We start from the raw sequence: 10,660 nt of genomic DNA, 5'->3' as shown, positions 1-10,660 counted from the left end.
CGGGTGCGAGGGGCTGCGGTACGGGGCGCGGCAGATTGGCGGCTGCGGGCCGTTGCCGCCTTGGCACCCTGCGGCGCCTGGGCCATGCGCGCGGCCTCCTGCACGCCCTGCAGCCCCTGTGAGGCCAGTTGCGTGGCCATGTCGGTGGCGGTCTTGAAGGCCTCGGCCGCCGCACCGCGCGTGGCCTCCACCGCGGCCTGGTGCGACGCGTCGCCCATCGCCTGGGCCGCGATCTGCTGGAACTGGCTGGTCAATGCACCCCACCACTGCATCGGGTCCACGACGCCGGGCAGCGCGGTGGACGCCGCACCTGCGGCTGCGTGGTCGCTGGCGGCGTCTTCTTCGGCCGCGGACTCGGAAGCGGGCGCCTCGGCCGGTGGCTCGCGCTGGGGCTCGCGGTAGGCGGCGGGGCTGGCACGTGCGGGCTCGGGGGCGGGCGCCGCAGGCGATGGCTTGGGCGCGAAGGCACCGGCCAGATCGCCCATCGCCACGTTCATGCCCTTGAGCGTGGCGAGGGTCATCTTCTGCACCTCCAGCGCCTGCACCGTGGCGCTCAAGGCGCGCGAATTTTGCTCCAGCCAGAACTGCACGGCCTTCAATTCATCGATGCGTTTTTCCAGTTCTTCCACGCTGATCGTCGGGGCCACCCAGCTCGACAGGCTGGGCATCTGCGGCACGCCGCCCGGCGCGCCTTTGGCCAGGTTCTGGAGGAAGTCGAAGCCCGGCACGAACCTGCCGAAACCGAAGGGGGGATGTGTCGCTCATGGCCATTCCTTTGCGATGCGCTGCATGGCGCCGGTGGGGATGGGACAGCTTAACGCGATTGCCCCGCGGGGCCAACGCCGCGGGCATCGCCCGGCATCGCCAGGGCACCTCGCCGGCACCGCTTTCTGCGCGCGCCTCGGGGCCTTCGAACCCAGCATCCATGCCGCTTGCAGCGTGCAATCCGCGTGCGGCCCGCGCCCGCCGATGCAAACCCCCTAGAATCCGGCGACCAGCATGCTGGAATGTTCACCACTTTTTCCGAGAAATACCAACACCATGGCAACTGCAAAGAAAACCACCGCGCCTGCAAAGAAGGCCGCTCCCGCAGCCAAGAAGGCTGCAGCCCCCGTGGCCAAGAAGGTCGCAGCACCGGCCAAGAAGGCCGCTCCCGTGAAGAAGGTCGCAGCCCCCAAGGCCAAGGCCCCCGTCGCCGCCAAGGCGCTCCTGCCGCGCTCAAGCCGCTGAAGGAAGTGTTCACGAAGACCTCGCTGATCGCTCACCTGGCGCAGCAGGCCGGCGTCGAGCCCAAGGCCGCCAAGGCCGTGCTCGCAGCGCTGGAATCGGCCATCCTGGCGTCGGTGCACAAGAAGGGCTCCGGCGAATTCACGCTGCCCGGCCTGATGAAGATCGGCCTGCAGCAAGTGCCTGCCAAGAAAAAGCGCTTCGGCAAGGACCCGTTCACGGGTGCCGAGCGCTGGTTCCCCGCCAAGCCCGCATCGGTCAAGATCAAGACCCGCGCGCTGAAGAAGCTCAAGGACGCCACGGTCTGATCGACCGATGCGCTCCGCGGTGCCTTGGCGGCACCGCCAGCCCAACGAAAAAAAGCCGGCACCTGTGCCGGCTTTTTTCATGCGCACCGCGTTCCCATCAGGGCTCCAGATACCACTGCGCCAGGCGCTTGCGCTCGCCGGGGCCCACGCCCAGCCGCTGCTCCAGGTAGCGCAGCACGCCGCCATGGTCCGTGTCCACGGCATGCAGCGCCGCTTCGAGAAAGTCCTGCTGCACGCGCCACAGCACGTTCAGCACCGCCTCCGGCGCAGCCCCGTTCACCTGCGCGGGCCGCCGATACAGCCCGTTGGTGAGCAGGTAGTCCTGCATCACCACCTCGCGCGACACGCCCAGCGCCAGCAGGATGAGCGCCGCCGCGAAGCCCGTGCGGTCCTTGCCCGCGGTGCAGTGAAAGACCAGCGGCGTGTCGTTGTCCAGCAGGTGTTCGAACAGCGCGGCGAACTCGCGCGTGTTGTGCGCGACGAAAGCGCGGTAGGTGTCGCGCATCAGCCCCATCGCGATCTCGGGCGTGAGCGTGTGGCCCGACAGCGCCATCTCCTTGGCACGCTGCACCACCGTGGGCTCGATGGACAGAGGGTAATAAGCCACGTCGGGCAGCACGTAGGCCAGCGTGGCGCGCTCGTGCTCCCCCCGGAAATCCACGGCGCGCGCCAGACCCAGCGCCGATAGCGCCCGCGCGTCTTCGGGGGTCAGCGCGGCCAGGTGGTCGGAGCGGAACAGGCGGCGCCAGCGCACGGGCCGCCCCTGCTCGCCCGGGTAGCCGCCCAGATCGCGGAAATTCGTGGCGCCCAGCAGGTTCAGCGAACGGGTGTAGGAAGGTGAGTCGCTCATGCAGCCACTTTATGCGAAAGGCGCGCGGACCGGAGGGGGCCGCAAGCGCATCGCCCGCAAAGCCCATCCCAGGCGAACCCCTGCCCCAATCGCAAGGCGCCCCCTATACTGGCTACGGAGCACCCGACCCCGCTGGAAGCCATGGCGGTGGCATGGATGCAAGTGCACAGAAAGAGGCACGGAGAAAGAACGCAAGGGCGAATGCCGGCCCCTGCCAAGCGGGTCCCCGGCGCGAGGGGCCGGGTTCGAAGCGGAGAGGTACATGAAGAATCCAAGGCCAGCGACCGTCCACGGTCCGGCCTTCCATTCCATAATTTCAGGAGGAGGCTTGCATCCATGAAGAAGACGCTGGCGAACGCTTCCACCAGAAAGCTCCTGATGCTGCTGGTTCCGGCGCTGATCATCGTCCAGGTGGTGGCGTTCGTCTTCCTGCACTTCGCCAACCGCAAGATCGCGCTGGAAAGCGTGGACTCCGCGCTGGAAGGCGGGGCGCAGACCTTTCTGTACACGGCCGCGACCCGCAAGGACAACCGGCAGCAAACCTCGCTCCTGGTCACGAAAGACTACGGGCTGCAGCACACGATCGCCAACGGCAACCGCGCAACCATCGAGTCGGCGCTGGCCAGCCAGCTGGCCCGCACGGGGGCCGAGCTGATCGTCCTCACGGACCTCAACCACAAGGTCGTGGCCCGCGCCTCCGCGACCCAGCTTCTGAACGAGCGCGACATGGACCTGGATGCCACGCTGGAGGCCCTGGCGACCGAGATCAGCGAGACCGGCCGCAGCATCGGGCCGCTGGCTGCGGGGGAGCACACGCCCGTGCTCTACAACTGGGTCAAGGCCACCATCAGCGCCCCCATGCCCATCATGAACATCTTCCTGGGCTACCGCGTCAACACCATGGCGGTGGAGCAGTTCACCAAGATGACGCAACTGAAAATGGCGTTCCTTTCGCAGGAGAGCGAAGGCGATTTCGTCATCCACACCTCGACCCTGCCCGGCATCGTGCTCAACCGCAGCATCCACGAGCATGCGCAGTCGTCCGAGAACTTTTCGGCGGAAGGGACGGACGGCGCGCAGTACCGGGCCAAGGTCATCAACCTGGGCGGGCTGCAGGGCTCCAACGTCATTGCCGTGGTGGCCAAGCCGTTCGCGCCGGTCTTCTCGCCTTTCCTGCGGCTGGAGGCGCTGTTCGCCGCCAGCATCCTGTTCAGTTCGTTCCTCTCCATCCTGGCCGCGAACCTCATCACCAACCGGGTGGTCGTGCCGCTCGAGAACGTGGCGCACCGCGATGCGCTGACCCATCTGGCCAACCGGCGGCTGTTCGAGATCAATCTGCAGAACGCCGAGCAGAACCAGCAGGCCCTGAACACCGGATACGCGATCTTGCTGATGGATCTCGACAAGTTCAAGGCCATCAACGACAACTACGGCCACGAAGCGGGAGATGCCGTCTTGAAGGAAGTGGCGCTGCGCACCAGGAAGCACGTGCGCTCGTCGGACACGCTGGCGCGCCTGGGCGGAGACGAGTTCGCCATCCTGATGCGCTCGCAGGACCTGCAGCGCGTGCAGGAGGCCGCCGCCGCCATCGTCAACGCCATCCGGCAACCCATCCAGGTGCGGCCGGACCAGTGGGTGAACGTCGGAGCCAGCATCGGCATCGCGCGCTCGCCCGAGAATTCGACCGTGGCCGCCCAGGTGCTGCATTGCGCCGACCTTGCCATGTATGGCGCCAAGCAGCAGGCCAGCGGGCTGCAGGTGTATGAGGGCACACCGCCAACGTGACGCCGCACCGCCACCGCAGACACCGCGCTCGCGAAGGTGATTGCGTTGCAGCCCGTCCTGCGCGCAGGACCGAACGCGCCAACGGTTGAGTAGGACAGGTCTGATTGACGTGATTTGAAATTCTGGACCCAATGGACTTCCTTCACCCATCCCCGCTCACATCCACCCACTGCCGAGGTCCGCACCCCCATGCCCAAGCTCCAAACCGAATCCAGCGCCCGCCATCCCGTCGAGATCCACTACGAAGATTACGGACAGGGCGCCCCCGTCGTGCTCATCCATGGCTGGCCCCTGAGTGGACGCTCGTGGGAAGCCCAGATCCCAGCACTCGTTGAAGCGGGCTACCGCGTGATCGCCTATGACCGCCGCGGCTTCGGCGCTTCGTCGCAACCCTGGGAGGGCTACGACTACGACACCTTCGCGAAAGACCTCGATGCGCTGATGACCGGCCTCGATCTCACGGGCGCCACGCTGGTCGGCTTCTCGATGGGCGGCGGCGAACTCGCGCGGTACATCGCAAAGTACGGCAACCAGCGCGTGGCCAAGTTGGTCTTCGCGGGCGCCGTTCCGCCGTACCTCTACAAGAGCGCCGACAACCCGGAGGGTGGACTGGACGACGCGACGATTGCGCAATTCCAAGAAGGCGTCAAAAAAGACCGGATGGCGTTCCTGGAAGACTTCACGCACAACTTCTTCAGCGTGGACGGCAAGCTCAAGGTCAGTGAGGAACAGCGCCAGTACGCCCGCGACATCGCCGCCATGGCTTCGCCCAAGGGCACGCTCGACTGCATCCAAGCCTTCGGCAAAACCGACTTCCGCGAAGACCTGAAAAGCGTGAAGGTCCCAACGCTGGTCCTTCACGGCGATGCCGACGCCATCGTGCCGCTGGAAGTGAGCGGCGCCCGCACCCACAAGGCGATTCCTGGCAGCGTGCTCAAGGTCATCGCCGGGGCGCCGCATGGCTTCAACCTGTCGCATGCGCAGGAATTCAACGCCGCCTTGATCGCATTCCTGAAAAGCTGACGCCATGGCCGAGCCACACGCCCCCATTCCCGCGACCTTCGAAGACTTCGAGCGCCAGGCGCTGGCGAAAGGCTACGAGCAGGCACTCGTTCGCACCTGGGCCCCGCAGCAAATCGTGCAGGAGCATCGGCACGATTTTCATGCGAGTGCATTGGTGGTGGCGGGCGAGATGTGGCTGACGCAGTCGGGCACCACGCGCCACTTGGTGCCCGGTGATAGGTTCGAACTGGATCGGTTGGAACCGCATGAGGAGCGTTACGGCCCGGATGGGGCCACGTACTGGGTGGCGCGGCGGTCGAGTGCGGCTTGAATCGGCGGGATGCTTGGGATTGCGGAATTGCAGTGATGGCGCAATAGCAAGCCGACCCAGAACGACAGCGTAAAGACCTGCCCAAAGCAAAAAACCCTTGGTTCGCAAGAACCAAGGGTTTTAATGACTGGTGGCCTGGGGCGGAATCGAACCACCGACACAAGGATTTTCAATCCTCTGCTCTACCGACTGAGCTACCGGGCCTAAGCCTCAAATTATAACCAGAAAAAAGAGGCGTTCTGAAACTCTGACGACTTAATTGCGTTTGCCGCGGCCCAGGTCCACGCCGAGCTGGCGCAGCTTGCGGTACAGGTGGGTGCGCTCCAGGCCCGTTTTTTCGGCCACGCGTGTCATGGAGCCGCCTTCGCGCGCCAGGTGGAATTCGAAGTACGCCTTCTCGAAACCGTCGCGGGCTTCACGCAGCGGCCGGTCCAGATCGAAGCCTTGGTGCGCATGCGGGCCGGGGTCTTTCGTCACCACGGGCAAGGCCGCCACCGGAGCGCCCTGTGCCTCGGGTGCGGTTGGGATGGCAGCAGCGGGCGGTGGGGTGGCGGCCGCCGTGGTGGCCGATGCCGCCGGCTGGGCGGCGCTGCGCGCCAGGCCCTGTTCGACCGCTTTGAGGAGCTTCTGCATCGTGATGGGCTTTTCCAGGAAGGAAAAGGCGCCGATGCGGGTGGCTTCGACCGCGGTGTCGATGGTGGCGTGGCCGCTCATCATGATGACCGGCATGGTCAGCGTGCCGGCCATGGCCCATTCCTTGAGGAGCGAGACGCCATCGGTATCGGGCATCCAGATATCGAGGAGCACGAGGTCGTACGCATTGGCGGCACGGGCGGCGCGGGCCTGCGTGGCGTTCTCTGCGAGGTCCACGCTGTGCCCTTCGTCGTTCAGAATTTCCGACAACAGGTCACGGATGCCCAGTTCGTCGTCGACCACCAGAATGTTTGCCATGGGTTTTGATCAGCCTCGCGATACGTTTCCAAGTGTTGTTAATGTGCCACCACGTGGCCAGGGGCGAATGATAGCGACACTTGCGCGCCCAGCACCACCCCTTCTTCCACCCGATTGACAAGATCGACACGGGCCCCATGCTCGTCGGCGATCTTCTTCACTACAGCAAGTCCCAGGCCAGTGCCTCGCGGCTTGGTGGTGACATACGGTTCGAAGGCGCGCTGAAGGATGTGGTTGGGAAATCCGGTTCCGCTGTCGGTCACCGTCAGCCGCACGCGCCGCGACGACTGGCTCCAGCGCGTGGTGATGCGCACAGGTGCGCCGGCGGCCCCGCCCTGCTCGCGGCTGGGCTCGCTGGCGTCCTGCGCGTTCTGCAGCAGGTTGTGGATGACCTGGCGCAGTTGCTGGGCATCGCCCGCGATCTCGGGGCAACGGGGATCGAGTTCGGCCTCCACGGGCACGGTCGCGTTCTCGGCGCCGTAGAGCTGCAGCACGTCGGTGACGAGGGCGTTCAGGTCGAGCGCATGCAATTCTGCCGCGGGCAGGCGGGCATAGTCGCGAAACTCGTTGACCAGCCGCTTCATCGCATCCACCTGATCGACGATGGTGCGCACGGATTTGGTCAGCACGGCCTGCTCGGCATCCGGCAGCTTGCCGGAGAGCTTCATCTCCAGGCGCTCGGCGGACAGCTGGATCGGTGTGAGCGGGTTCTTGATTTCATGGGCCAGGCGCCGGGCGACTTCGCCCCAGGCCTGTGCACGCTGGGCCGAGACGATTTCGGAGATGTCGTCGAACACCAGGAGGCGCAACGCGTTGGGCAGCTCCGCCCCCCGGGCCACCAGGCTGGTGCCATTGGCGGCCACGCCCGAGGCGGGCGAGCCGTAAAGGTCGAAGGAATGCTGCCAGTGGTCCAGTCCATGCTGCTCGCGGTCGCCCAGGAAGGCCTCGAAGTGGCCCTGCACGGCACTGGCGAATTCGGCCAGCCCGGGCACGTCGGCCAGCGGCCGGCCTTCGAAGGCAGCCATCGGGGCCCGCAGGATGCGGGTGGCGCCGGGGTTGGTGGAGCGGATGCGCCCCTCAGCGTCCAGCACGATCACGCCCGCGGTGAGGTTGTCCAGAATGGTCTGCAAGTGGGCCCGCGCCGCATCGACCTCGCCCATGCTGTGCTCGACGGCGGTGCGGGCGTCGGACAACTGCTGGGTCATCACGGCAAAGGAGCGGGTCAGCCCGCCCAATTCATCGTTGCCCTGCAGCACGGCCTTGGGGCTCAAGTTGCCCGATGCGACCTCGCGCACGCCCTCGGCCAGCACCAGGAGGGGGCGTGCCAGTTGGCGGCCCAGCAGCACGGCGAGCAGTACGGCCCCGAAGACGGCCAGGAACAGGCTCAGGGTGAGCGTGCCGATGTACATGCGCCGCAACCCTTCGCGGGCCAGGGCGCGCTCCTGGTACTCCCGGTTGGCTTCCTGCACGGCGATGGCGTTGGACACCAACACCTGCGGCAGCCGCAGCGTGGCCTGCAGGTAGCGGGGTTCCACCAAGAGCCCCACGCTGGCGTTGCCGACGGCCACGAGGGTCTTGACCCGCGCGTTCTGCACGGCAGCGGGGTCGGCGATGTCGTCCAGCCCCTCGATCTGGAAGGTGGCGCGCTGCTGGCGCGCGTTGCGCAGCAACTGAGCGCTGGGCCGCTCGGGGCTGAGATCGAACCGGGATTGCCCGGCACTGGCCACCGGCTGGCCCGCCGTGCTGAACAGCACCACGTCGCTGGCCCCCAGCTGGTCGCGGATGCGTTCGAGCACCACGCCGGCCGCCGCGTCGGGCACCTGCGCCAGTTGGCTGCTGGCGGTGCGTGTTTGCATGGCCATGTCGCTGGCGATCGTGTCCAGCGTCACCCGGGCCAGGCTGACGCCGGCGGACAGGGCGCCCTCCACCTTCACGTCGAACCAGCTTTCGATGGAGCGCGACACGAACTGGTAGGAGACCACATAGATCAGCAGACCGGGCAGCAGCCCCACGACCGCAAAGATGCCCGCCAACTTGACCAGCAGGCGGCTGCCAAACCGCCCCCGCCGCAGCCGCACCGCCAGGCGCACCACGACCCACACCAGCACGGCGAGCAGCAGCACGGCCACCAGGACGTTCAGGCCGAACAGCCAGGCGTAGTTGCGCTCGTACAGCGCGCGGTTGTTGGTGGCGACGGTGAGCAGAAAAAGCAGCACCAGCCCGATCGCGCACATGATCGCCACGCCCACGCCCAGGGCCCAGCGGGAGGCACGGGCTTGCTGGGGCGTGCGGGGAACGCTGTGGTCGTCGGTCATGGCGCGCGCTCGGCCACGGCGCGCACGCTGCGCGACAGCATCAGGTCCCAGCCCGAGCGTCCCACCGCGCCGATCTGGAACGGGCGGGGCAGTTGGGACATGTCGAGGCGGAACTGGAAATGCACGGTATACGGCCCGCCGGAGACCTCGTCCGCGTCGGCGATCTTCCAGCGGCTGATGCGCTGCATGGCGGAAAGCGCGTCGCCCAGTTCGTCAAAGTTCTGGCCCAGGGCAACCCCCAGCCCGGTGTTGGCGAACGGCGTGGCGGACTGATTGAGGCGCCACCGGCGCGTGAGCGGCTGGTAGCTCAGGCGCAGGTAGCGCACCGAGTGGGCCACCGCCTTGTCGTACCAGTACCAGCGCTCGCGAACCACATCGGCCTCGGCCACGAAGTACATCGAGATGCCCTTGTAGAGGGCATCTTCCGCCAGCTCGGGCAGGTCGAAGTGCAGCGTGGTCGACAGGTACAGGCCCTCGTCGTTGGCTTCGACGCGCAGGTCGCCCGCGTCGGGCTGCGCCAGCACCGCCGGGGACCACAGCGCCAGCCACATGCACAGCAACGCAGCCACGGCCACCGAAAGCCACGCGGCAGGTCGCGAAGCGGTCCGTTCAGCCAGCATGTTTTTGCAACAGCGCGTAAAAGAATCCGTCATGGTCAACCGGACGATTCTCCGAGACGCCGCCGCTTTCGTCCGGTTTGCCGGGTATTAAATGGCCGGGAGATGGCAGCAAACGGGCGTCGGTGTTGCGCGCAAGAAACGTTTGCACCTGTGCTTCACCCTCGGCACGAAACACGGAGCAGGTGCAGTAGAGCAGCCTCCCGCCGGGCTGCAGCAACGGCCAGAGCGTGGCGAGCAGGCGGGCCTGCTGCTGGGCCAGTTGCTCGATGTCGGACTCGCGCCGCAGCCAGCGTACATCGGGATGACGTCGGACGATGCCCGAGGCCGTGCATGGCGCATCCAGCAAGATGGCATCGAACCGCCCGCCCCCACTGGCGTCCAGCCACCCGTCCTGCGGCCGTGCCGCATCGGCCACGAGGACCTGGGCCCGCACCCCCACCCGGTCCAGCGTTTCGTGGATGCGGGTGGCGCGGTCGGCGTCGATTTCCAGCGCCACGACCTGCATCGGCGATGCGGCACCCGCGTATTCGAGCAAGTGCGCGGTCTTGCCGCCGGGCGCGGCGCAGGCGTCCAGCACGCGCAGCGGCTGCGACAGGTCCAGCCCCTCCAGCAGCAGCGGCGCCGCCATCTGGGCCGCGGTGTCCTGCACTGAGACGTGGCCGTCTGCAAAGGCCGGCAGTTGCTGCACGGCCACCGGGCGGTCCAGGACGATGCCGAACGGCCCCGCGGGAAATGCTTCCAAATTGATAGCAGATAGCCCTAGTAAATATTGCGCTGGAGTCGTTTTTTGCACATTGACCCGGAGCGCCATCGGCGCGTGGGCATTGTTGGCCTGCAGGATCTGCTGCCAGTGCTGCGGGTGGTCCTTGCGCAGCCGGGCGATCCACCAGGCCGGGTGGTTCCACTGGGCGACCGGATCGCCGTCGGTGGCGGCCACCAGCGCATCGCGTTCGCGCAGAAAGCGGCGCAGGCAGGCATTCAGGAACGGCGCCTGCGCTTGCGATGCCGGGTTGCGCTTGGCCGCTTCCACCGCCTGGTTGACAAGGGTGAACGCCTCGTAAGGCGCCTCGTCGAACGACCACGCCAGCGCCAGGGCCGTGCACAGTAGGGCATCGGCCCGTGGCGGTGGGTTGCGGGGCGCCAGTTGCTTGCGCAGCGCCTGCGCCCGGCCCAGGTTGCGCAGCACCTGGAACAACAGCGCCTGCACCCCGGGCCGCAGACCCGGCTCGACCGCGGCCAGGGCCGCCGTGCCCGACTGCCCGCCGCGCACG

9 protein-coding genes, 1 tRNA gene and 1 pseudogene are annotated in these 10,660 nt (G+C 67.0%); 4 read left to right on the top strand and 7 right to left on the bottom strand.

All coding sequences use genetic code 11. The features are described from left to right. On the bottom strand, positions 1–728 hold a 728-nt coding region (locus AC27IQ_RS13895; RefSeq protein WP_487089813.1), incomplete at its 3' end, for a PhaM family polyhydroxyalkanoate granule multifunctional regulatory protein. Positions 729–1,041: 313 nt separating this feature from the next. Here AC27IQ_RS13895 and AC27IQ_RS13890 point away from each other — a divergent pair. After that, positions 1,042–1,535: pseudogene (locus tag AC27IQ_RS13890) on the top strand (HU family DNA-binding protein). Positions 1,536–1,632: 97 nt separating this feature from the next. Here AC27IQ_RS13890 and AC27IQ_RS13885 read toward each other — a convergent pair. Further along, positions 1,633–2,385, bottom strand: a complete 753-nt coding sequence (locus tag AC27IQ_RS13885; protein ID WP_317355472.1) for a tyrosine-protein phosphatase — start codon at positions 2,383–2,385, stop codon at positions 1,633–1,635. 336 nt (positions 2,386–2,721) lie between these two features. Here AC27IQ_RS13885 and AC27IQ_RS13880 point away from each other — a divergent pair, with 336 nt between their 5' ends. The 3 genes from AC27IQ_RS13880 to AC27IQ_RS13870 all read left to right on the top strand — a co-directional run bounded on the left by AC27IQ_RS13880 (position 2,722) and on the right by AC27IQ_RS13870 (position 5,503). Continuing rightward, on the top strand, positions 2,722–4,170 hold the full coding sequence (locus AC27IQ_RS13880; RefSeq protein ID WP_487089812.1) for a diguanylate cyclase domain-containing protein: 1,449 nt from the start codon (positions 2,722–2,724) through the stop codon (positions 4,168–4,170). 189 nt (positions 4,171–4,359) lie between these two features. Continuing rightward, a complete protein-coding gene (locus tag AC27IQ_RS13875; RefSeq protein ID WP_487089811.1) occupies positions 4,360–5,193 on the top strand; it encodes an alpha/beta fold hydrolase in 834 nt (277 codons plus the stop codon). Between the two features lie 4 nt (positions 5,194–5,197). Further along, positions 5,198–5,503, top strand: a complete 306-nt coding sequence (locus AC27IQ_RS13870) for a cupin domain-containing protein (RefSeq protein ID WP_487089810.1) — start codon at positions 5,198–5,200, stop codon at positions 5,501–5,503. 128 nt (positions 5,504–5,631) lie between these two features. Here AC27IQ_RS13870 and AC27IQ_RS13865 read toward each other — a convergent pair. The 5 genes from AC27IQ_RS13865 to rsmB form a co-directional block, all read right to left on the bottom strand. Beyond that, a tRNA-Phe gene (locus AC27IQ_RS13865) sits at positions 5,632–5,707 on the bottom strand. Positions 5,708–5,758: 51 nt separating this feature from the next. Then, positions 5,759–6,454 carry a response regulator gene (locus AC27IQ_RS13860; protein WP_284431266.1) on the bottom strand — a complete coding sequence of 232 codons (696 nt, stop codon included), beginning with the start codon at positions 6,452–6,454 and terminating at the stop codon, positions 5,759–5,761. 38 nt (positions 6,455–6,492) lie between these two features. After that, positions 6,493–8,769: a sensor histidine kinase gene (locus AC27IQ_RS13855; protein ID WP_487089809.1), complete on the bottom strand. Its 2,277-nt coding sequence runs from the start codon at positions 8,767–8,769 to the stop codon at positions 6,493–6,495. Then, on the bottom strand, positions 8,766–9,389 hold the full coding sequence (locus AC27IQ_RS13850) for a DUF4390 domain-containing protein (protein WP_487089808.1): 624 nt from the start codon (positions 9,387–9,389) through the stop codon (positions 8,766–8,768). The genes AC27IQ_RS13855 and AC27IQ_RS13850 overlap by 4 nt, the downstream gene beginning before the upstream one ends. Further along, positions 9,379–10,659: a 16S rRNA (cytosine(967)-C(5))-methyltransferase RsmB gene (gene rsmB, locus AC27IQ_RS13845; protein WP_487089807.1), complete on the bottom strand. Its 1,281-nt coding sequence runs from the start codon at positions 10,657–10,659 to the stop codon at positions 9,379–9,381. The genes AC27IQ_RS13850 and rsmB overlap by 11 nt, the downstream gene beginning before the upstream one ends. Position 10,660 lies beyond the last annotated feature (1 nt).

The sequence above is a fragment of the Acidovorax sp. KPB24-07 genome (assembly GCF_057543315.1).
The sequence above is the reverse complement of the archived record's forward strand: the minus strand, read 5'-3'. Positions and strand labels throughout refer to the sequence as shown.

What these genes read in the sequence shown, in the direction of transcription:
- AC27IQ_RS13885 (WP_317355472.1), bottom strand. Translation starts at nt 2,385, where the DNA reads ATGAGCGACTCACCTTCCTACACCCGTTCGCTGAACCTGCTGGGCGCC.
- AC27IQ_RS13880 (WP_487089812.1), top strand. Translation starts at nt 2,722, where the DNA reads ATGAAGAAGACGCTGGCGAACGCTTCCACCAGAAAGCTCCTGATGCTG.
- AC27IQ_RS13875 (WP_487089811.1), top strand. Translation starts at nt 4,360, where the DNA reads ATGCCCAAGCTCCAAACCGAATCCAGCGCCCGCCATCCCGTCGAGATC.
- AC27IQ_RS13870 (WP_487089810.1), top strand. Translation starts at nt 5,198, where the DNA reads ATGGCCGAGCCACACGCCCCCATTCCCGCGACCTTCGAAGACTTCGAG.
- AC27IQ_RS13860 (WP_284431266.1), bottom strand. Translation starts at nt 6,454, where the DNA reads ATGGCAAACATTCTGGTGGTCGACGACGAACTGGGCATCCGTGACCTG.
- AC27IQ_RS13855 (WP_487089809.1), bottom strand. Translation starts at nt 8,769, where the DNA reads ATGACCGACGACCACAGCGTTCCCCGCACGCCCCAGCAAGCCCGTGCC.
- AC27IQ_RS13850 (WP_487089808.1), bottom strand. Translation starts at nt 9,389, where the DNA reads ATGCTGGCTGAACGGACCGCTTCGCGACCTGCCGCGTGGCTTTCGGTG.